This window comes from Streptomyces sp. LaBMicrA B280 (assembly GCF_049222185.1).
Lineage (GTDB): Bacteria > Actinomycetota > Actinomycetes > Streptomycetales > Streptomycetaceae > Streptomyces > Streptomyces murinus.
Genome location: NZ_JBMJCT010000009.1, coordinates 162356 through 182200 on the forward strand (window position 1 = coordinate 162356; position 19845 = coordinate 182200).

A 19845-nucleotide genomic window follows, 5' to 3' on the forward strand; every position below is an offset into this window, starting at 1 on the left:
GATAGGCAAGCGACCGCTTAGTATGCGGACGGATCCGGTCGGACGATGCGGTCGCGTGGAGGCCCCGTATGCAGGCATGGCAGGTGCACGAGAACGGTGAGCCGAGCGAGGTGATGCGCCTCACCGAGACCGGGCGGCCCGTCCCGGGCGACGGCCAGGTGCTGCTGCGGGTGCGGGCGGCCAACGTCAACTTCCCCGACGCGCTGCTGTGCCGGGGGCAGTACCAGGTGCGGCCGCCGCTGCCGTTCACCCCGGGCGTGGAGATCTGCGGTGAGACCGAGGACGGCCGCCGGGTGCTCGCCACTCCCGCGCTGCCCTACGGCGGCTTCGCCGAGTACGCCCTCGCGGACGCCGCCGCCCTGCTGCCCGCGCCCGGGGCGCTGGACGACGCGGAGGCCGCCGCGCTGCACATCGGCTACCAGACCGGCTGGTTCGGGCTGCACCGCCGGGCCCGGCTCGAAGCGGGCGAGACCCTGCTGGTGCATGCCGCGGCCGGTGGCGTCGGCAGCGCGGCCGTGCAGCTCGGCAAGGCGGCCGGGGCCACCGTGATCGGCGTGGTCGGCGGCGCCGAGAAGGCCGCGGTCGCCCGGGAGCTGGGCTGCGACCTGGTCGTGGACCGGCGGGCCGAGGACGTCATCGCCACCGTGAAGGCGGCCACCGGTGGGCGCGGCGCGGATGTGATCTACGACCCCGTCGGCGGCGAGGCCTACGCGCAGTCCGCCAAGCTGGTCGCCTTCGAGGGCCGGATCGTGGTCGTCGGCTTCGCCAGCGGCACCATCCCGAACCCGGCGCTCAACCACGCCCTGGTGAAGAACTACGCGGTCCTGGGCCTCCATTGGGGCCTGTACAACACCAAGAACCCCAAGCTGGTCCAGCACTGCCACGAGCAGCTGACCGAGCTGGCCGCGCGCGGCGCGATCAAGCCGCTGGTGAGCGAGCGGGTGCCGCTGGCCGGGGCGGCGGCGGCCGTGCAGAAGGTGGCGGACGGCCGCAGCACCGGCCGGATCGCCGTGACGACGGAGGGGGCGGCGTGAGCGGCGCCGGTCAACTGCGGGACCTTACCCGGGAGTTCCTCGCCGCGCACCCGCCCGGGCGGACCGAGCGGCTGGACTTCCTGCGCGCCCGCTTCGACGCGGGCCTCGCCTGGGTGCACTACCCCGAGGGGCTGGGCGGCCTCGGCGCGCCGCGCTCCCTCCAGGCCGTGGTGGACGCCGAGCTGGCGGCGGCGGGCGCCCCCGACAACGACCCCCGGCGGATCGGCATCGGCCTCGGCATGGCCGCCCCGACGATCCTCCAGTACGGCACCGAGGAGCAGAAGCGCCGGCTGCTGCGGCCGCTGTGGACGGGCGAGGAGGTCTGGTGCCAGCTGTTCAGCGAGCCCGGCGCCGGCTCCGACCTGGCCGCGCTCGGCACCCGGGCCGTCCGGGAGGGCGAGGACTGGGTGGTCAACGGGCAGAAGGTGTGGACCTCCAGCGCCCATCTCGCCCGCTGGGCCATCCTGATCGCCCGCACCGACCCGGCCGTGCCCAAGCACCAGGGCATCACCTACTTCGTGTGCGACATGACCGATCCCGGCGTCGAGGTCCGGCCGCTGCGGCAGATCACCGGTGAGGCCGAGTTCAACGAGGTGTTCCTCACCGATGTCCGCATCCCCGACAGCCGTCGCCTCGGCGCGGTCGGCGAGGGCTGGCGGGTCGCGCAGACCACGCTCAACAACGAACGCGTCGCCATCGGCGGCATGCGGCTGCCCCGTGAGGGCGGCATGATCGGCCCGGTGTCGAAGACCTGGCGGGAGCGCCCGGAGCTGCGCACCCACGATCTGCACCAGCGGCTGCTGAAGCTCTGGGTGGAGGCCGAGGTCGCCCGGCTCACCGGCGAACGCCTGCGCCAGCAGCTCACCGTCGGGCAGCCGGGACCCGAGGGCGCCGGCATGAAGCTCGCCTTCGCCCGCCTCAACCAGGAGATCAGCGGCCTGGAGGTGGAACTCCGGGGCGAACAGGGCCTGTTGTACGACGACTGGACCATGCGCCGCCCGGAGCTGGTGGACTTCACCGGACGGGACGCCGGATACCGCTATCTGCGGGCCAAGGGCAACAGCATCGAGGGCGGGACCAGCGAGGTCCTGCTGAACATCGTCGCCGAACGCGTCCTCGGGCTGCCCGCCGAGCCCCGCACCGACAAGGACGTCGCCTGGAAGGACCTGGCCCGATGACCGACCTGCTGTACTCGGAGGAGGAAGAGGCGCTGCGGGCGGCCGTACGGGACCTGCTCACCGACCACTGCGCCCCGGCCGAGGTCATCGCCCGCACCGAGTCGGCGGCCCCGCACGACCTCGCCCTGTGGACGTCCCTCGCGCAGGGCATGGGCCTGGCCGGGCTGCTGATCCCCGAGTCGCTCGGCGGTCAGGGCGCCGGCCACCGCGAAGCCGCCGTCGTCCTGGAGGAGTTGGGCCGGGCGGTCGCCCCGGTGCCGTACCTCACCAGCGCGGTGGTGGCCACCGAGGCCCTGCTCGGCTGCGGTGACGGGGAACTGCTGGGCAAGCTCGCGACCGGGCGCACCATCGGCGTGCTCGCCGTCGGGCTGCACCTCGCCCCGGGCGCCGCGGTGCCCGTCGTACGGCTCGAAGGCGGCACCCTGCACGGCGAGTTGACCGGGATCGCGGACGCGGCCGTCGCGGATGTGCTGCTTGTCCCGGCCGACGACGGCGGGCTGTACGCGGTGGCCGCCGACGCCGTCACCCGCACGCCCCAGGTCTCCCTGGACCTCACCCGGCCGCTCGCCACCGTCACCCTCGACGGGGCGCCCGGCCGCCGCCTCGGCGACGCGGAGCCCGCCGTACGACGGGCCCTGCGGGCCGCCGCCGGGCTGCTCGCCTCCGAGCAACTGGGCCTCGCCGACTGGGCGTTGACGGAGACGGTGCGGTATCTGAAGGAGCGCAAGCAGTTCAACCGGCCGGTCGGCGGGTTCCAGGCGCTCAAGCACCGGCTCGCCCAGCTGTGGCTGGAGGTGGTGAGCCTGCGGGCCGCCGCCCGCGCCGCCGCCGACGCGCTGGCCACCGGCGAGGACACCGACATCACGGTGGCCGTCGCCCAGGCGTACGCCGCCCCCGTCGCCGTGCGCGCCGCCGAGGAGGCGCTCCAGCTGCACGGCGGGATCGGCATGACCTGGGAGCACCCCGTGCACCTGTGCCTGAAGCGGGCCAAGGCCGACTCCCTCGCCCACGGCACCGCGGGCGCCCACCGCGAGGCCCTGGCCGAACTGGTCGAGCTGCGGGCCCCTTAGCGCCGCATCAGGGCTGTAACGCCTGAAACATCACACGATCGGAGGACATGTCAGCTGCCCGGTGGAACCCTCCGCTACGCCACACTTGCGGCCGAACGCCGCTCATGGGCGTGGCGGAGGAGGTTCCCGATGGCGATTTCCATCTCTGTGGTGCTGCTGCTCCTGATCCTGGCCGTGATCTTCATGCGCAACGGTTCGCTGAAGGTCTCCCACGCCTTGGTCTGCATGATGCTCGGCTTCTATCTGGCGTGTTCGAGCATGGCGCCGACCATTCACAACGGGCTCGACGCGACGGCCGCGCTGGTGAGCAGCCTGCGGCCCTGAGCCGGTCAGCCCCTGGCGAAGACGCCGACCCCGTTCGCCACGGGCCGTTCGGCGCCGCCGCTCGGATGGTTGCGGACCGTCACGGCGGCCGCCCCGGCGTCCCGGGTGACCATCTCGGTGGAGCCGCCGCCGTCCAGGTTGAACGCGTCGGTGGCGCCCAACGACCGCATGGCGGTGGCCTCTTCGGCGACCGTCAGGCCGGACCGGTAGGCGACGGCGCCGTCCAGGGCCAGGATCAGCAGCCGCCGGCCGCCGTCGTCGAAGCCCACCACGGTGCGCACCGCCGAGGTGGTGTCGTTCAGCCCGGCGAGCGGCACGCCGTCGCGCAGTACCGGGAAGCCGCCGAGCGCGAAGGCGTAGGCGACCCGGGAGTCCGCCGCGGCCAGCCGGTGGGTCACGGACACCGCGTCCCCGACGGCGAGTGCGCGCAACCGCCGGGCGCCCTCCTCGCGGCCCAGCAGGACCGTGGTGCCCGCCGGGATCGCGCCGCCGCCCGGGGCGTCGGCGACGGAGACCACCCAGCCACCGCGCACCGTCACCTCGTACGTCTCGGCGCCGCACCCCGCCCCCCGGTCCGTGTCGGTGCCGCAGACCGCGCGCTCGCGCGAGGCGTCACCCCAGTCGGAGGTGTAGGCGCCGACCGAATTCTCCGGCAGCGCGTACTGGTTGAGGCCCTTCAGCGGCAGCCTGCCCGCCGGGGTGGTGACCGAGCCGGTCAGGGTGAGGCGGTCCAGGCGGGCCCGGTGGTCGGTGCCCACGCCGAGGACGTCCTCGGTGTCCGTGCCCGGCGGCAGCGCGGGTCCGAAGCGCTGGCCGTCCGGCACCGCCGCCTTGAGGACCCGGCCGCTCGCCACGGCCGGGCCGACGCTCGCCCCGGTGGGGTCCACGCCCGGGTGCTGGGTCTCGGTGATGTCGAAGAAGTCCCCGTTGACGCCCGCGACCGCCCTGGCCGCGTTCGCCATCTGGGACACCGTGGCCCGGGCGGCCACCGCGCCCGGACGCAGCAGACCGACGCGCACCCGCGGATCGCCGAGGTCGACCGTGAGCAGATGGGCGTGCGTGGTGCCCGCGGCCGCGGGGAGGTCGAACTGCCGGTAGGTGACGCCCGGCGCGATGGCGGTGCCCGCCGAGGCGGCACCGGCCGGCGCCGCCCCCGCGAGGGCCGCGCCGGCCAGCACGCCGAACGCCGTGACAACCGTGAGAACCGCTCTGCCCGCCGCCGAACGCCTACGACGTCTGGTCACCGTGCCCCCTGATGTCTCGTCAACTGTCCCTGTCTCCAGGGGCAGTGCACCAGACCGGGGCGGCCGACGGGCGGACTAGGCGTCGACTACGCGAGAACGGGTGAGAAAACGCACCCCCTCGGGTGCCTCCAGGGAGAATCCGCTGCCCCGGCCCGGGACCACGTCCACGATGAGCCGGGTGTGGCTCCAGACCTCGTACTGGCTGCGCGACATCCAGAAGGTGACCGGCTCCGCCACGCCCGGCACGGCCAGTTCGGCGAGCAGCACGTCGGAGCCGCCGGTGCGGAACTCGCCGTCCGGGTAGCACATGGGCGCGCTGCCGTCGCAGCAGCCGCCGGACTGATGGAACATCAGCGGTCCGTGCCGGGCGTGCAGCAGGCGCACCAGTTCCTGGGCGCGCTCGGTGAGTTGCACGCGCGGGACTTCCTCTTCCATGGCACCGTCCTGGCAACCGGGGCGTCCGACCCGGCCAGTGTCACGGATGCTCCGGGCGCCGTCCAGAGCGCGCGCCCGTGCGTGTCAGCAGCGCGTAGGCGGCGGCGGACACCACGAGGCCCGCGGGGAGGGCGAGGTCCACCCCGCCGAGGGCGGTGGCCAGCGGGCCGGTGTAGACCGTGTCGACGCACAGCGCGGCGGCGGCCACACCCAGGCAGAGGGCCAGCGCGCCACGCCAGTTGACCCCGCCGGTGAACCAGAAGGGCCCGGCCGGGCTCTCGTCGGTGAGCGCGGGGCCGTCGTAGCGGTTGCGGCGCAGCAGGATGTCGACGGCGTACACGGCCGTGCTCGGGCCGAGCAGGACCACGGTCAGCTGGAGCACATCGCCCACCGTGTCCAGGAAGTTCGAGACCAGCAGCGCGTACAGGGTGAGCGAGACGGACACCGTGCCGTCGATCAGGACGCTGACCTGGCGACGGATGCGCAGGCCGACGGCCTGGAGGGCGAGACCGGCGCTGTAGGCGGTCAGCGCGTTCAGGGCGATGGTGCCGAGGACCAGCGCGAGCAGGAACACCGGCCGGAACCAGGCGGGCAGCAGCGGCTGGAGGGAGGATTCCGGGTCGTTCATGTCGACGGCGGTCGCGGCACAGGCGCCGAGCCCGCACACCGCCACGCTCGGCAGGAACCCGCCGAACGCCGTCCAGCCGGCCACCGCCCGGGCCGGGGTCGCGCGCGGCAGATAGCGGGAGAAGTCGGCGCTGGTGGTGTACGACAGGGGGCCCGAGGCGATCAGGGCGACACCGGCGAGGACCGTCGCCCACAGCGCGGTGCCGGTCAGCGGGTGCTCCGGGACGTACCCGAAGTCCGTGTGCCGCAGCACCACGACCGCGAGGACCGCGAACACGGCCGTCAGGGCGAGGGTGATCGGCAGATAGAGGCGGACGATCGCGGCATGGCCCCAGACGCTGATGGCGAGGGTGAGCGCGGCGATGAGCACCACCACGAGCGCCTTCACCGCCGTGTTCACCGGCAGCCCGGTGTCGCCCACCAGGGAGAAGGCGGCGGTGGCCGCGGCGGCCAGGTTGAGCGCGAAGTAGCAGACGGAGATCAGCCAGCCGGTCACCGCGTTGTTGACCCGGTTGCCGCGCACCCCGTACAGCGTCCGGGTGATGACCTCGCTCGGCGCGCCGGCCGCCGGACCTGGCACCGCGAGCAGCCCGGTGAGCAGCCAGAACAGATTGCCCACGACGATCACCGCGAGCGCCTGCCACAGGCTCAGGCCCGTCAGCACCAGCGCCCCGCCCACCACCAGGCTCAGATAGTTGACGTTGGCGGCGGCCCACACCGCGAACAACTCCCGCGGCCTGCCCCGGCGTTCGGAGTCCGGTATGTGGTCGATGCCGTGCGACTCCATGCCGCCGGAGCCCCGGGACGCGGGGGCGGTCTCCTCGGCGGACATGGTCCGCGCGTCGGGACTCGGGTCGGGGAGCGTGGACGCCATGGGGCCCTCCGTGAGCGGCGGTGAGGGAGGCCGGTCGCTTATTGGGCGGGCGACCAGTTGCTTATTGGTCGGTCACTCAATAGCATCGCCGTCATGTCGTCAAGCGTTCAGCGCAAACGAATCCGCAAGGACCCGGCCGCCCGGCGGGCCGAGATCGTGGACACGGCCGCCGCGATCGCCCTGGCCGAGGGCCTCGAATGCATCACCCTGCGCCGGATCGCCGAGGAACTGGCGGTGCGGCCGGGGCTGATCAGCCACTACTTCCCCTCGGCCGAGGAGCTGGTGGCGGAGGCGTTCGGCAGCGCGGCCACCGGGGAACTGGACCGCCTGCTGCCCCCCAAGCCGCACGACGCCCGCCCCGTCGAGCGGCTGGCCCGCTTCCTCGACCACACCTCGGGGGAGGCGTACGACGCGATCAGCCGGCTCTGGCTCAACGCCCGCCACCTCAGCCGCTACCGGCCCCCGCTGCGCGACCGTCTCGCCCTCCAGGAGGCCGACTGGCGCGGCCGCCTCGAAGGGCTGGTCCAGGACGGCGTGGCCGCCGGTGAGTTCCGTACCGAGAACCCGCTCGCGGTCGCGCTCCAGATCCTCGTCGTCCTCGACGGGCTCAGCGTCGACGTCAACACCGTCAGCCCCGAACTCCCGGCCGCCGTACACCGGATGGCGCACCGCACGGCCGAGCGTGAACTCGGCTTGGACGAGGGCGAGTTGGAGCGCCCCGCAGCCACCGGCTGACGCCCCCCGACTGTCTCGAAGCCCGACGTCCTGAAGCCCGACGTCCTGAAGCCCGACGTCCTGAAGCCCGACGTCCTGAAGTCCGCAGCGTGAAGGAGCCCCCGTGCCCGCCGATCTCGTCCTGCTCTCCGCCCGGCTGCTCGACCCGGCCACCGGCGGCCTCCTGCCGCACACCGCGCTCGCCGCGCGGGACGGGCGCATCGTGCTGCTCGGCGACGACCGGGAGGCCCGCGCGCTCGCCGGACCCCGCAGCACCGTGCTGGACCTGCGCGGCGCGGTGATCGTGCCGGGCCTGACCGACGGGCATCTGCACCCGGTCTCCGGCGCCGAGCGCACCATGGGCGTCGACCTCTCCGGCTGCCGCGACCTGGCCGCCGTACGCGACGCGCTCGCCGGGGCCGCCCGGGAACTGCCGCCGGGCGCCTGGCTGCGCGGCTGGGGCCTCGACCCCAACTCCTTCGGCGGCGCCCCGGTCGGACACGCGGCCCTCGCCCCCGTGCTCGACGGCGTCCCCGCCCTCCTCGACCTCTTCGACGGCCACTCGCTGCTCGCCAGCGAACGCGCCCTGGAACTGGCGGGCATCGACGGGCCGCGCACCTTCGCCCAGGGCTCGGAGATCGTGTGCGACGCCGCGGGCCGGCCCACCGGACTGCTCCTGGAGGACGCCGCCTGCGAGGCCGCCGAGGCCGCCGCGCCCAAGCCGACCGAGGCCCAGATACGGGCGCGGACCGCCGAGGTGCTGCGCGCCATGGCCGCGGCCGGACTCACCGGCGGGCACGCCATGGACGGCACCGGCCTCGACGTCTACGCCGCCCTGGAGGCCGAGGACGCGCTGCCCCTGCGGCTGCGGGTCCACCCCTGGTGCCGCCCGGAGACCGACGACGACGCCCTCGCCGAACTGATCCGGCTCCAGGGCACCGGCGGCGCGCTGTGGCGGGTGACCGGCGTGAAGCTGTTCATGGACGGCACCATCGACAACGGCACCGCCTGGCTGGAGGACCCCGACCGGCACGGCGAGTCCGCCCGCGCCTTCTGGCCCGACCCGTCGCGCTACACCCGGGTGATCGCCGCCCTGCACCGCGCCGGGGTGCCCACCGCCACCCACGCCATCGGTGACGCGGCCGTACGGCATGTGCTGGACTCCGTGGCGAAGGCGCGGGCCGAGCACCCGGGCGGCCCCCGGCACCGCGTCGAGCACATCGAGACCGTGCCGGACGACACCGTACGGCGGTTCGCGCCGCTCGGGGTCGCCGCGTCCATGCAGCCCACGCACTGCTGCGAGTTCACCCGCGCCGACCACACCGACAACTGGTCGCGGCGGCTCGGCGAGGAGCGGGCGGCGCGGGCGTTCCGCTGCCGTGATCTGTGGGCGGCCGGGGCGACGGTGGTGCTCGGCTCCGACTGGCCCATCGCGCCGTACCCGCCGCTCCAGGTCATGGCCGGCGCCCGGCACCGCCGCCCCGCCGACCTCTCCCTGCCGCCGCACGGCCCCGAGCAGGCCCTCACCGGGCTCCAGGCGCTGCGGGCGATGACCATGAACGCCGCCTGGGTCGCGGGGGAGGAGGAGCACGCGGGGCGGCTCGCCGTCGGGTACCGCGCCGACCTCACGGTGCTCGGGGAGGACCCCCTGGCCGTGGCCGACACCGAGCTGGCGGGGGTGCCGGTGGTGCTCACGGTGGTGGCGGGGCGGGTGCGGCATCGGGGGGCGGGGCTGTAGGCGGGGCGGGGCCGTCGGGGCGTCGGGGGACACCGGCTCACTGGTCGCGCTGCTCCGACGGGTCGCGTTGCTTTGACGGGTCGCGCCGCTCGGGCTCCTCCTGGTGTCCCGGCTCGGTGTGCCGCTCCCGCCGCCTCCTGCGGGCCTCCACCAGCAGCGGCAGCATGGACAGGACGACCACCGCCGCGACCAGCAGCAACAGATAGTCGTCCACCGCGGGGACCGAGGCGCCGAGGGTGAACCCCGCGAGCACCAGGGTCTGCGACCAGAGCACCCCGCCCACCGTCTGCCAGAGGGTGAACGGCCGCGCGGGCACCCCGAGCGCCCCCGCCACCGGATGCAGCACCGTGCGCAGCAGCGGCACGAACCGGCCGATCACCAGCGCCTTTCCGTAGCCGTACCGGGCCAGCAGGCCCTCGGCGCGGGCCGCCACGCCCTTCACCCGGCGGCTGGAGGTGCGCGCGAGCAGCGCCCGGCCGCCGTGCCGTCCGATCAGATAGCCGACCTGGCCCCCCGCCACCGCGCCGATCGCCGCGCACAGCAGCACCTGCCACAGCGCGAGCCGCGCCGGCTGCCCGGCGCTGCCCGCGCACAGCACACCGGCCGGGAACAGCAGCGTGTCCCCGGGCAGGAAGAAGCCGAAGACCAGCAGCCCCGACTCCGCGAAGATCACCGCCAGCACCCCGAGCGCGCCGAAGGCGGCCAGCACCGAGGCGCTGTCCAACGGGTTGACGGCGATCACCGGCCACGCCTCCTGGCCTTTTCGCAGGGCTCCTCGCTCACCAGCATCCTGCGCGGGCAAGATTCGCGCGCGCGTGAAGGACCGGTACGGACACAACTGCCGGGGCGGACCGACATCCGCCGGTCACCCGTCGTACACCCCGCCGTACACCCCACCGAGGCAGCGTGTCCCCATGACGCACCGCCCGATCTCCTCCGTCGACGCGCTCCTGGGCCTGCTGGCCGGGTGCGCCGGCGTCTGGGACACCCCGGACCGCTCCGGCGACCCGGTGGACATCCTCGACCACGGCCTCCAGGTCGCCGCCCTGCTGGCCGCGAGCCGTCCCGACGACGAGGAGGCGCAGGCGGCCGGGCTCGTCCATGACCTCGGCCACCACCTGGTGCCCGGCGACGAGGCCGGACACGGCGCCCACGCCGCGACCGCCGTCGAGGGCCTGCTCGGGCCGCGCGTCGCCCGCCTGGTCGCCCTGCACATTCCGGCCAAACGCTATCTCGCCGCCACCGACCCGGCGCTCGCGCTGTCCCCGGAGAGCGCCCGCACCCTCGGCTGCCAGGGCGGCCCCATGAGCCCGGCGGAGGCGGCCGCCTTCGAGACCGGACCGGACTTCGCGGCGGCTCTCGCGCTGCGCCGCGCCGACGACGCAGGGAAGGTCGTCGGCCTGCGGGTACGGCCCCTGGAGAGCTGGCGGCCGGTCCTTGAGCGCGTCGCCGCCGGCCATGCCCGTGCGGAGTCCGGCGGATGCTGATGTGCTCATGGTGGGACGGTAGGGGCGTCCCCCTTTAAGGTGAGTCCTGTGGTGGATTGGTTTCAGCCGTTTCGCCAGTCGACGGTCGACGCCGTCGAACACGGCCCCGGCACCCCAGCCCCGGAAGAGGCCCCCGTGCCCGCGGGCCCGGCCGCGCTGCGCGCGGTGGCGGCCACGATCGGCACGACCCTCGACGAGGACACGACCTGCGCGGAGCTGACCCGCGCCGCCGTCGCCCAGGTGGGCGGCGCCGCGGCCGTGCTGCGCTGGGGCCGCGAGGCGGGCGTCGGCTACGAGGCGGTCGGCGCGGGTCGCCGCGGCCGCCCGGGTCGCCGCCGACCCGGACGAGGACCTGACCGTCGCCGCCGAACCCGGCGACGAGCACACCGCGCTCTGCGTGCCGCTGGCCACCGGCGGCCGCCACTACGGCGTGCTGGTCTGCGCCCGCGACAGCGCGCCCTGCACGGCGGCCGAGGCGGAGTTCCTGCGCTTCCTCACCGAGCGCGCCGCCTCCCACATCCGGCACGCCCGCGAGCACGACGCGGTCAGCAGCATCATCGGCAAGCTCCAGCGCGCCCTGCTGGCCGAGCCCGGCCGCCCGCACCCCAATCTGGACGTCGCCATCCGCTATCTGCCCGTCGGGCACAGCGCGCTGGTCGGCGGGGACTGGTGCGAGACCGTACGGCTGCACTTCGGCCGCACCCTGCTGGTCGTCGGCGATGTCATGGGGCACGGTCTGGAGGCCGCCGTGGACATGACCGCCTACCGTTCCTCGCTGCGCTACATCGCCTCCGCCGACCTGCCCCCGCACCGGGTGCTGCGCCAGCTGGACGACATGGCCTCGGAAGAACCCGAACGCAGGCCCGCCACCTGCCTGCTCGCCCAGATCGACCCCAACCGGGGCCTGGTGACACTGGCCAGCGCCGGGCACCTGCCGCCGTTCGTGATCGGCGCGGACGGCCGGGCCACCCCGCTGCCGGTGCCGGTCGGACCGCCGCTCGGCACCGGGCTCGGCGGCTATGAGCCGGCCACCTTCCGGATGGCGCCGGGACAGACCCTGATCCTGTTCACCGACGGTCTGGTCGAGCGGCGCGGCGAGGACATCGACCGCTCCCTGGACCGGCTCGGAGCCATCGACTTCGGGACCTCGTCGGGCCTCGACGACATCCTCGACACCGTTGTCACCCGGCTCGACGCCCGCCACACCGAGGACGACGTCGCCGCCCTGGCCGCCCGGCTGCGACCGCGGTCCGGACCGCAGCCGGGCTGAGACCTGAACTCCGCCGATCCCGGGCGGGGTTCAGCTCCGCTGGAAGAACTCCACCTCCGCGACCGCGACATGACGGCCCGCCGTCAGCCCCGTGACCGAGTGCAGCACCAGGCGCACCCGCACCACGTCGCTGATCCCGGTGGGCACCGTCTGGTGACCCGCCTTGTCGCTCAGCGAGACGGACTTGCGGTGCACCGTGCCGTCCGAGGACGTGACCTCCATGTCCATCTGGAGCGCGCGGGCCTCGGTCGCGTACTGCTGCGGCGCGTCCGAGGCGCCGTTGGTGATGATGAGATCCACCATCCGGAACGGCTTGCCGAAGGTGTACGTCACCGAGGCACCCGGCCCCGGCGCACCCCAATAGCGGTTGCTGAGGCCGTCCGTGGTGTTCGTCGCCGGATGCCCGGGCACGGCCGCGCTCGCCGTGACCCGGGTCGCGGTGACGGGCTTGGTGCCGCCGAGCTTGTCCCGGGTGTCCTCGAACAGGGCGCGCCCGGCGGGCAGCAGCAGGAACCCGCCCACGCACAGCGCGATCACCACCAGCAGGATCACCAGCACCCGCACCCACCGCCCGGACCCCGCCCGCACCCGGCGCCGGAACGGCCATATCGTCCGCCACCACGGCAGCGGCGCGGGCGCCGCCTGGGGGTTCAGCGGGGTGGCACAGCGGCGGCAGAACTTGCGCCCCGGCGGATTCGGCGTCCCGCACGCGGGGCACGGCGGTCCGGCCACCTCCTCCCGTTGCTCCACCGGCCGTACGACGGGCCGCTGCGCGACCGGCTTCCCGGGCAGCACCGGAGCGGGCTGCCGGGCCTCCGCCTCGGCGGGCTCGGGAGCGCGGGGCGCCCGGGGGGCCGGGGACGCGGCGGGCGTACGGGGCGGCGGTGCGGTGGGGCGTGGGGGAGTGGGCGGCGGGGTGGGAGTGGCGGTGGGCGTGGGAGAGCCGGACGGTGTGGGAGACGTGGATGGTGTGGGAGACGTGGATGGTGAGGGGGCGGTGCGTGGTTCCGGAGCGGTCGGGGGTGCCGGAGCGGCGGACGAGGGGGGAGGGGTCGACGGGGCGGGCGGCGTGCGGGGCGGCGTGGTCGCCGTCGGCTCGGGGCGCGTGCGCGGTGCCGGGGGCGCGGTGGGTGCGCTGTGCGCCGCGGGGGCTCCAAAATCGCCGGACGCGGTGGGTGCCGTACGGGGTACCGGCGGAGCCTGGACGGGCCGGGCTTCGGCGTCGGTACGCGTCGTACGACGTTCCTCCGCACGCCCTGCCGTACGCGACTCCTCCGCACGGGGCCGGGTGTCGGCGGCCGACGGCCCCGAACTCGCCCCGGGCGCGGCGGAATCCGTCGCCGAGGGGGCCGAACTCGCCTCGGTCTCCGGGGCGTTGTCCTCCTCGGGCGTCCGCGCGCTCGGGGCGGCGGGCCTTTCCGAGGACCACCCCAGATACGCACCGCAGTTGCCGCAGAAGTCGTCGTCGGGGCCGTTGGACGCCCCGCACGCGGGACAGGCGCGCATGACGTCACCTCCCTTCGTCGGCGGGCGGTCCGGACAGGATCTCGACCCGGCAGGGGACATGGACGGGACAGTGGGCGCGGACGATCTCGCGGACGCGGTCGGCGTCCACCACCGGCTCCCGGCCCGGCCACACCCGGACCAGCACCTCACCGGACGGTGCCGGCGGCAGCGGGGTGCCCGGCGTCCGGGACCACACCGCGCCGCCGTCGCCCAGCACATCGGCCTCCACCCCGAGGGTGAGCCGCAGCCGCTCCACGAGACCGCGCCGGGTGCCGCGCCAGCGGTGCAGCTCGACCGCCCGTACCACCGCCTCGCGGCGCAGCCCCTCCGGCCACTGCTCGTCGTCGGCGGCGCCCACCCATGAGGCGAGCCAGGCCACGAAGTCGGCCGGGGCGACCCGCGGGTCGAGATAGGCGGACAGATTGTCCAGGGTGGAGAACACCGGGGCGAGGACGGTGTCCAGGCCCGCGGTGAACCGCTGCGCGAAGTCGTCGTCGGCGTACAGCGCGGGCAGCAGCCCGCCGATCGGATGACGGCTCGGCAGACCGGGAACGGCGGCCCGGCTCATGGACGGGCCTCCGGCTCGATGGGCTGCACGACGACCTGGTGCTGGTAGGAGAAGATCAGCGCGCCCGGACCGACGTCGATGCGGTCCACCGGCGCGCCGCGCCGCCCGGTGATCGGGTCGGCGGCGAACAGCCGGATCTCCTCCACCAGCGCGTTGCCGGTGGCCCGTTGGAGCACGCCGAACACCTCGCCGTACTGCACCGGACGGCCGAACGGCCAGCCGGTGCCGTCCGGGCCGCCGCGCAGCGGGTTGAGATAGCGGAACAGGGCGGCCAGCGCCGCGTCCCGCACCCGGTCGGTGTCGGCGGGCGCGGTCGCGAGCCGGGCGACCACGGTGACGCCCTGGTAGACCGGCGGCTCCACCACCAACCGGGTGCCGATCAGCCGCCGTTCGTCCAGGCTCTCGGTGATCGCGGTCAGTACCTGGTCCGAGGGGATGAGCTGTTCGAAGCGGAGCCGGTCGTCGCCCTCGTCGGCGACCGCGTCCGGCACCACGAGCACCCGCACCGCGCCCGCCCCGGCCCCGGCGTCCGTGACGGGCAGGCAGCGCACCCGGCGCACCGAGGGCGCCGCCTGCCGGGCGATGATCTCGTGGTCCTCGGCGGTGACCGCCCGCTCCTGCATGCGCAGCGCGTCCGGGGCACGCAGCTTGGCGTTGGCGACGGTCTCCCCGTCCACGCCGCCGCGCGCCGCCTCCCGGTTGACGACCCGCGCGATGTACGGCACCGAGCTGCGCAGCACCGAGATCGCGCCCCGGGCCACATTGCCGGCCGGGCCGCCGCCGGTGCGGTAGCGGGACACCCGGATGTGGGCGCCCTTCTCCGGCACCGCGCCGCACAGCCGCAGCGTGCCGTCCGGTTCGCGCAGCGCCGGCGGGAAGCTGAACTCGCCGGTGGTGGCGTCCACCCGGACATGCCGGTCGCCGGGGCCCGAGCGGCCGAAGTGCTCGACCACCTCCCAGCGCTGCCAGCCGTCGGCCGAGGAGACCTCCACCAGCGGCGGGCCGCCGTCCAGCAGAACGGGCGGGCGGCCGAGCCGGAACGTCTGGCCCGCGACCCCCTCCGAGGTGCCGAGCGGTACGTCGGTGACGGTCTCGGCGTGCTCGACCGGGGTGGTGCCGCCGACCGTGAACACCGATGCCTCACGCACCGTCGGGGACTCCGAGTAGAACGGCTGGCCCGGCTCCGCCTCGGTGACCCGGCAGCGCAGCCAGCCCGCCCGGGTGCCGCCGATCACGGACGCCGTGTGCTCGCCGGGCACGTACACGATCACCTCGCCGGGCCGGTTCAGACCGCCCGTGGTGTCCGAGCCGGTCTCGCACAGCCGCCAGCGGCCGCCGTCCCACGCCTCCCACACCAGCGGCGGCTGCCGCGGGTCCACGCCGACGCCCTCCACCCGGCTGTCCAGCCGCACCGCCACGATGCACCGGGGCACCGCCGTGGGCAGCCCGAACAGCAGCGCGTCACCCGGCTGCGGGGCCGCCTGGAAGCAGCGCACGTCACGGCCCTCGGCGAGCTCCCGGGTCCGGTCGGTCTGCTCACCGCCCCGGGGCGCCGCCACCAGGCGGGTCAACTCGCTGGGCACGATGCGCAGTTCGTCCTTGGTGGCGAACACCACGGGCTCCTCGGCCTCGCCGTCCGCCGTGGTCACCTCGGTGCCCGCGGGCAGCGTCACCGCGTCCTGCTGCGGCGCCGACAGCCAGAAGTCGACCTCGGCCCCGGCCGCCGCGGGCGGGAACAGCCGGATGCCCAACAGGTCCAGGAACGCCGTGTAGTTCTTGTCCGGCACCCGGTTCAGCCGGTACAGCAGCTGGTCCACGATGTACGCGAACGTCTCGATCAGGGTCACGCCCGGGTCGGAGACGTTGTGATCGGTCCACTCCGGGGCGCGCTGCTGCACATAGCGCTTCGCCTCGTCGACGAGCTGCTGGAAGCGCCGGTCGTCCAGATTGGGGGAGGGCAGGGCCATCAGTCCGCGACCGCTTCCTCGGCCCCCTCCTCGGAGGGGATCGTGTAGAAGGGAAACACCAGGTTGCGCCGGTCGTTGGTGGAACGGATCGTGTAGCGCACATCGATGTAGAGGGTGCCGTCGTCGACGGCGTCGAAGGCGACGACCACCTCGTCCACGCCGATCCGCGGCTCCCAGCGCTCCAGCGCCTCGCGCACCTGCTGGGCGATCCGGCCCGCGGTGGCGCCGTCGCCGGGCGCGAACACGTAGTCGTGGATGCCGCAGCCGAACTCGGGCCGCATCGGCCGCTCACCGGGCGCGGTGCCGAGGACCAGCCGAATGGCCTCCTCGATCTCCCGCTCCCGCTCCACCAGCGCGATACCGCCGGTCGGGCCGACGCGCAGCGGGAACGCCCAGCCCCGGCCGATGAACCGCTCGCTCATCACAGGCCCCCGATCTGCACGTTCAGGGCGCCGAGCAGGATGTTCGCGCCGCACGCGGACTTGTCGCCCGCCCGCGCGGCCGGCAGCCCGCCGATCAGGACCAGGCCCGAGGTCAGCGAGGCCGGGTTGGGCACGATCACATTGCCGGGGCCGAGGGCCGCGTGCGGGGGGATCGGGCAGGTGTGCAGGCTGCCCACCACGGCGGCGGGCTTGCCGCCGATCAGTACCCGGGCCACCGTCGCGGCGGCGCCGGGCGGCGGGGTGGCGACCACCCCGCCGTGGCTGGTGGAATCGCCGGTGCGGGCTGCGCCGGGCATGTGGGGCTCCTCCTGGGAAGTGTCTGGGGCTGGCGGGTCAGTTGATGCGGACGAGGTCGGCCTTCAGCACCCCCAGCAGACCGCCGTCGAGCGTGAGGTCGGTCTGCCCGGAGACGGTCGCCGAACGGCCGGACATCTTCACCGAGTTGGTGCCGTCGATGTCCACGGAGGCGCCCTTCACACTGACCTTGCCGGTGCCCGCGTCGAGGGTGATGCCGTGCTCGTCCAGGCGTACCGAGGTCAGCGCCCGGCGCCCGCCGGCCGCGTACACGGTCAGTGTGATCCGGTCGTTGCGGTCGTCGAGCAGCACCTCCATGCGCTCGTCCCCGGTGCGCAGCCGTACTCCGGAGGGGCCCGACCGGGGGTCCAGCAGCTCCACCCGGTGCCCCGAACGGGACACGATGGAGCGGCGGTTGACCTTTCCGCTGGTCCCGTCGATCAGCGGCACGTCGTGCTTGGACGGGGTGTCCACGCCGTTGTACAGACCGCCGATGACGTACGGGCTGTCCAGCAGGCCCTGTTCGAAGCCGACCAGCACCTCGTCGTTGACCTCGGGGCTGACCACGCCCCCGCCGCCCTTGCCGCCCCACTGCACCGTGCGCACCCAGTCGGACACGTATGTGTCGTCCAGCCAGGGGAACTTGAGCCGCACCGCGCCGTTCTGCGCGCCGCCCGGCTCCCGTACGTCCGTCACCACGCCGATGGCCAGGCCCGGGATGCGCGGGCCCCGGCCGGGCGCGTTGGCGCCGGTGGCCAGGCCCGCAAGGGAGCGGTCCGGGCTGGTGCTGACCCACACCGTGGTCCGGTAGCCGCCGTGCGGATCCAGGCTGTGGTGCACGGCGGTCGCCGTGTACCGGCCGGAGAAGGCGGGCCCCACATTGCCGAGCGCCACCGGCACCCCGGCCCGCAGCCGCGGACTGCCCTCCACCACCACTTCCAACTCACCGAAAGCTGAGGCCACTTGGGCGGAGATCGCCGTCGCGGCCGCCGTCGTCTCGGCCTGCGTACGGTACGGGGTGTCGGTCACCGTCAGCTTGGCGCTCGCCCCGAACGCGGACGCCAGCGACGGGGAGAGCCCCGGCTGCACCGTCGTGCTGGTCACCGACGGCTGCCGCGCGACCAGCGGTGTCTTGGTGGTGACGTCCCAGCCGCGCACCTCCACCTGGGACGCGCCGTCCGCGCCCGACAGGGCGGCCCGCAGCGCCAGCAGATTGCGGCCGTACTCCAGCACCATCGGGCTCTGCGTCGCCGGCGTCGACGGCGCGGGCGCCCCCGACGCCGGCTCGGGCCGGGTGAACTGGAGCACCCCCTTGTCGTCCACCCGCACCTGCGCACCGCTCTCGCCCGCCAGATACTGGAGGAAGTCCCAGTCGGAGACGTTGGCCTGCGACAACTGCTTGTAGGTGACCGGCGCGGCCTCCACCTTCCCCACCGGCAGCCCCGCACCCGCGGCCACCTTGCGCACGATCGCGGCGGCCGTCATGTTCCGGTACGCCACCACCTTCCGGCCGCGCTGGAGCCGGTGCGCCTTGGAGTAGGCGCGCACCACCGTGAACGAGCCGGTGCCGTCCCGGTCGATCTCCACCGCCGTGACCTCGCCGCCGAACAACTGCTCGCGGGCCTGCCCGGCGACCGTCACCACCGACACCTTCAGCGGTGTGCCGAGCGTGATGCCGGTCGACTTCAGGAACTCGTTGTCGGGGTCGCGATAGGTGAGCACCGCCGTGTCCGGCAGCCCCACGTTCTCGTCCACCACACAACTCACCAGCTGCGCCGCCCAGATCTGCGGCAGCTCACCGGGCGCCTCCACGACGGGGTCCGCCGCGAACGACCGGCCGCCCCGCGCCTCGGGTGTCGTCACCGCTCCTCCTCACCGCCCGCGTCCCCGAGCGCCGGCACCACCAGTTCGGTGCCGGGCGACAGGTCCATCGGGTCGTCGATCCCGTTCGCCTCGGCGATCACCCGCCAGGCCGTAGCGTCGCCGTACTCCCGCCAGGCCAGCAGCGCCAGGCTGTCCCCGGCCACGATCGTGTGCGTGCTGCGGGCGGTGCGCGCGCCCGAGGTGGGGTTCTGCCCCGCCGGGTCGACGCTCGCCTCCTCCACGGAGAGCGAACAGGTCGCCCGCAGCGGCTTGCCGTCCACGTCGAACAGCGTGTACGTCACCGAGAGCCCCGACATCACCCCGTCGAACGAGGTGGTGCGGGCCGTACCCCACTCGAACCGCACCCAGGGGCTCGCGGGCTTCTTGCGGGCGAGGCTCGCCGGTGTCGGCACGCATGCCTTCATCAGCTTCTCCACCGCCTGCTCGACCGAGTCGTCGTGCGTCGACGTCGCGTCGAGGAAGACATCCAGGCTCAGCTCCCGCGGCCCGCTGCCCACGAACTCCGGCAGCGCCGACTGCCCGGCCATCCGCGAGGGGGTGCGCCGCCAGGTGGTGGACTTGCGCAGTTGCAGGGTGGACGGGTTGAACTGGAGATCGAGTTGCGCGATCGTCCCGCCGGGTTTCGCGCCGACCGCCGAAGGGGGTTCCTTCAGGGTCAGTTGGGCCCGGGCACGGCTGGTGCGGGCGGCGGAGGACATACCGGGAACTCCTTTCGTACGGATCGAGGTGAGAGAGCGGGCAGTCGGGCGGGGTCAGGAGGGGCGCAGGCCCTCGTGGGCGATCTCCAGCGTCTCCAGCGCCGCCTGCGAGTTGGCCGGGTCGAACGACGGCCCCTCCCAGCGCACCGGCACGATGCCGAGCACCTGCCAGCTGATGATCCGCGACAGATCCGGTTTCAGCGCCACGATCTCCCCGTCCTTGGGCTCCACCCGGCGCAGCGTCTGGTCGAGCCAGCGGCTGATCTTCATCGTGTCGGCGGTGACCGGCCGGGTCAGCGTGATGTTGGACCAGGTGACCCGGCCCGGCAGCTGCCAGGTGAAACCGTTGTTGCCGCCCTCCGCGTAACTCTCCATCTCCACCTGCGCGCCCATGCCTGAACACGTGTGAAAGGCACCCAGATCATTGCCGCCGATCTGGAGCCGGAAGAACACGCTCGTCGCGAAGATGTTGTCCGTCATCCGTGGGCCA

General features: G+C 74.3%; 20 protein-coding genes and 1 pseudogene. 9 read left to right on the top strand and 12 right to left on the bottom strand.

Annotated features, from left to right (window positions below):
• Positions 1-68: 68 nt before the first annotated feature.
• The 4 genes from ACLF5H_RS09420 (at position 69) to ACLF5H_RS09435 (ending at position 3606) form a co-directional block, all read left to right on the top strand.
• Positions 69-1034, top strand: coding sequence for an NADPH:quinone oxidoreductase family protein (locus ACLF5H_RS09420; protein WP_421675598.1), 966 nt, complete (start codon positions 69-71; stop codon positions 1032-1034).
• Positions 1031-2212: an acyl-CoA dehydrogenase family protein gene (locus ACLF5H_RS09425; RefSeq protein ID WP_421675599.1), complete on the top strand. Its 1182-nt coding sequence runs from the start codon at positions 1031-1033 to the stop codon at positions 2210-2212. The genes ACLF5H_RS09420 and ACLF5H_RS09425 overlap by 4 nt, the downstream gene beginning before the upstream one ends.
• Positions 2209-3282: an acyl-CoA dehydrogenase family protein gene (locus ACLF5H_RS09430; protein WP_421675600.1), complete on the top strand. Its 1074-nt coding sequence runs from the start codon at positions 2209-2211 to the stop codon at positions 3280-3282. The genes ACLF5H_RS09425 and ACLF5H_RS09430 overlap by 4 nt, the downstream gene beginning before the upstream one ends.
• 129 nt (positions 3283-3411) lie before the next feature.
• A complete protein-coding gene (locus ACLF5H_RS09435; RefSeq protein ID WP_111585455.1) occupies positions 3412-3606 on the top strand; it encodes a hypothetical protein in 195 nt (64 codons plus the stop codon).
• A gap of 5 nt (positions 3607-3611) precedes the next feature.
• Here ACLF5H_RS09435 and ACLF5H_RS09440 read toward each other — a convergent pair whose 3' ends face one another.
• The 3 genes from ACLF5H_RS09440 to ACLF5H_RS09450 form a co-directional block, all read right to left on the bottom strand.
• Positions 3612-4850, bottom strand: coding sequence for a phosphodiester glycosidase family protein (locus ACLF5H_RS09440; protein ID WP_421675601.1), 1239 nt, complete (start codon positions 4848-4850; stop codon positions 3612-3614).
• Between the two features lie 75 nt (positions 4851-4925).
• Positions 4926-5285, bottom strand: a complete 360-nt coding sequence (locus ACLF5H_RS09445) for a DUF779 domain-containing protein (RefSeq protein ID WP_421675602.1) — start codon at positions 5283-5285, stop codon at positions 4926-4928.
• Between the two features lie 40 nt (positions 5286-5325).
• Positions 5326-6786: a purine-cytosine permease family protein gene (locus ACLF5H_RS09450; RefSeq protein WP_421675603.1), complete on the bottom strand. Its 1461-nt coding sequence runs from the start codon at positions 6784-6786 to the stop codon at positions 5326-5328.
• 93 nt (positions 6787-6879) lie between these two features.
• Here ACLF5H_RS09450 and ACLF5H_RS09455 point away from each other — a divergent pair, with 93 nt between their 5' ends.
• Together ACLF5H_RS09455 and ACLF5H_RS09460 are read left to right on the top strand one after the other, a co-directional pair.
• Positions 6880-7521: a TetR/AcrR family transcriptional regulator gene (locus ACLF5H_RS09455; RefSeq protein WP_421675604.1), complete on the top strand. Its 642-nt coding sequence runs from the start codon at positions 6880-6882 to the stop codon at positions 7519-7521.
• Positions 7522-7624: 103 nt separating this feature from the next.
• Positions 7625-9238, top strand: coding sequence for an amidohydrolase (locus ACLF5H_RS09460; RefSeq protein WP_421675605.1), 1614 nt, complete (start codon positions 7625-7627; stop codon positions 9236-9238).
• A gap of 37 nt (positions 9239-9275) precedes the next feature.
• On the opposite strand, the gene ACLF5H_RS09465 is transcribed toward ACLF5H_RS09460, so the two are convergent.
• On the bottom strand, positions 9276-9980 hold the full coding sequence (locus ACLF5H_RS09465; RefSeq protein WP_421675606.1) for a DedA family protein: 705 nt from the start codon (positions 9978-9980) through the stop codon (positions 9276-9278).
• A gap of 172 nt (positions 9981-10152) precedes the next feature.
• On the opposite strand from ACLF5H_RS09465, the gene ACLF5H_RS09470 reads away from it, so the two are divergent.
• The 3 genes and pseudogenes from ACLF5H_RS09470 to ACLF5H_RS09480 all read left to right on the top strand — a co-directional run bounded on the left by ACLF5H_RS09470 (position 10153) and on the right by ACLF5H_RS09480 (position 11995).
• Positions 10153-10725 (top strand): HD domain-containing protein, encoded by a 573-nt coding sequence (locus tag ACLF5H_RS09470; protein ID WP_421675607.1) that lies wholly within the window; start codon positions 10153-10155, stop codon positions 10723-10725.
• 286 nt (positions 10726-11011) lie between these two features.
• Positions 11012-11185, top strand: a pseudogene (locus ACLF5H_RS09475) (hypothetical protein); the annotation flags it as partial.
• 120 nt (positions 11186-11305) lie between these two features.
• Positions 11306-11995: a PP2C family protein-serine/threonine phosphatase gene (locus ACLF5H_RS09480; RefSeq protein WP_421675624.1), complete on the top strand. Its 690-nt coding sequence runs from the start codon at positions 11306-11308 to the stop codon at positions 11993-11995.
• A gap of 30 nt (positions 11996-12025) precedes the next feature.
• On the opposite strand, the gene ACLF5H_RS09485 is transcribed toward ACLF5H_RS09480, so the two are convergent.
• The 8 genes from ACLF5H_RS09485 to ACLF5H_RS09520 all read right to left on the bottom strand — a co-directional run bounded on the left by ACLF5H_RS09485 (position 12026) and on the right by ACLF5H_RS09520 (position 19835).
• Positions 12026-12790: an NADase-type glycan-binding domain-containing protein gene (locus tag ACLF5H_RS09485; RefSeq protein WP_421675608.1), complete on the bottom strand. Its 765-nt coding sequence runs from the start codon at positions 12788-12790 to the stop codon at positions 12026-12028.
• Positions 12791-13505: 715 nt separating this feature from the next.
• The gene (locus ACLF5H_RS09490; RefSeq protein WP_361669293.1) at positions 13506-14069 is read right to left on the bottom strand and encodes a phage tail protein; all 564 of its coding nucleotides are present in this window, start codon (positions 14067-14069) and stop codon (positions 13506-13508) included.
• Positions 14066-16036: a putative baseplate assembly protein gene (locus tag ACLF5H_RS09495; protein ID WP_421675609.1), complete on the bottom strand. Its 1971-nt coding sequence runs from the start codon at positions 16034-16036 to the stop codon at positions 14066-14068. Before ACLF5H_RS09495 ends, ACLF5H_RS09490 begins: the two co-directional genes overlap by 4 nt.
• Positions 16036-16458, bottom strand: a complete 423-nt coding sequence (locus ACLF5H_RS09500; RefSeq protein WP_037662788.1) for a GPW/gp25 family protein — start codon at positions 16456-16458, stop codon at positions 16036-16038. Before ACLF5H_RS09500 ends, ACLF5H_RS09495 begins: the two co-directional genes overlap by 1 nt.
• Positions 16458-16775 (bottom strand): PAAR domain-containing protein, encoded by a 318-nt coding sequence (locus tag ACLF5H_RS09505; RefSeq protein WP_085562784.1) that lies wholly within the window; start codon positions 16773-16775, stop codon positions 16458-16460. The genes ACLF5H_RS09500 and ACLF5H_RS09505 overlap by 1 nt, the downstream gene beginning before the upstream one ends.
• A 37-nt stretch (positions 16776-16812) precedes the next feature.
• Positions 16813-18636, bottom strand: a complete 1824-nt coding sequence (locus ACLF5H_RS09510) for a VgrG-related protein (protein WP_421675610.1) — start codon at positions 18634-18636, stop codon at positions 16813-16815.
• A complete protein-coding gene (locus ACLF5H_RS09515; protein ID WP_421675611.1) occupies positions 18633-19355 on the bottom strand; it encodes a LysM peptidoglycan-binding domain-containing protein in 723 nt (240 codons plus the stop codon). Before ACLF5H_RS09515 ends, ACLF5H_RS09510 begins: the two co-directional genes overlap by 4 nt.
• Positions 19356-19409: 54 nt before the next feature.
• Positions 19410-19835, bottom strand: coding sequence for a phage tail protein (locus tag ACLF5H_RS09520; protein WP_037662782.1), 426 nt, complete (start codon positions 19833-19835; stop codon positions 19410-19412).
• Between the last annotated feature and the right edge of the window lie 10 nt (positions 19836-19845).

What these genes read in the sequence shown, in the direction of transcription:
- ACLF5H_RS09420 (WP_421675598.1), top strand. Translation starts at nt 69, where the DNA reads ATGCAGGCATGGCAGGTGCACGAGAACGGTGAGCCGAGCGAGGTGATG.
- ACLF5H_RS09430 (WP_421675600.1), top strand. Translation starts at nt 2,209, where the DNA reads ATGACCGACCTGCTGTACTCGGAGGAGGAAGAGGCGCTGCGGGCGGCC.
- ACLF5H_RS09435 (WP_111585455.1), top strand. Translation starts at nt 3,412, where the DNA reads ATGGCGATTTCCATCTCTGTGGTGCTGCTGCTCCTGATCCTGGCCGTG.
- ACLF5H_RS09445 (WP_421675602.1), bottom strand. Translation starts at nt 5,285, where the DNA reads ATGGAAGAGGAAGTCCCGCGCGTGCAACTCACCGAGCGCGCCCAGGAA.
- ACLF5H_RS09450 (WP_421675603.1), bottom strand. Translation starts at nt 6,786, where the DNA reads ATGGCGTCCACGCTCCCCGACCCGAGTCCCGACGCGCGGACCATGTCC.
- ACLF5H_RS09455 (WP_421675604.1), top strand. Translation starts at nt 6,880, where the DNA reads ATGTCGTCAAGCGTTCAGCGCAAACGAATCCGCAAGGACCCGGCCGCC.
- ACLF5H_RS09470 (WP_421675607.1), top strand. Translation starts at nt 10,153, where the DNA reads ATGACGCACCGCCCGATCTCCTCCGTCGACGCGCTCCTGGGCCTGCTG.
- ACLF5H_RS09490 (WP_361669293.1), bottom strand. Translation starts at nt 14,069, where the DNA reads ATGAGCCGGGCCGCCGTTCCCGGTCTGCCGAGCCGTCATCCGATCGGC.
- ACLF5H_RS09495 (WP_421675609.1), bottom strand. Translation starts at nt 16,036, where the DNA reads ATGGCCCTGCCCTCCCCCAATCTGGACGACCGGCGCTTCCAGCAGCTC.
- ACLF5H_RS09500 (WP_037662788.1), bottom strand. Translation starts at nt 16,458, where the DNA reads ATGAGCGAGCGGTTCATCGGCCGGGGCTGGGCGTTCCCGCTGCGCGTC.
- ACLF5H_RS09505 (WP_085562784.1), bottom strand. Translation starts at nt 16,775, where the DNA reads ATGCCCGGCGCAGCCCGCACCGGCGATTCCACCAGCCACGGCGGGGTG.
- ACLF5H_RS09515 (WP_421675611.1), bottom strand. Translation starts at nt 19,355, where the DNA reads ATGTCCTCCGCCGCCCGCACCAGCCGTGCCCGGGCCCAACTGACCCTG.
- ACLF5H_RS09520 (WP_037662782.1), bottom strand. Translation starts at nt 19,835, where the DNA reads ATGACGGACAACATCTTCGCGACGAGCGTGTTCTTCCGGCTCCAGATC.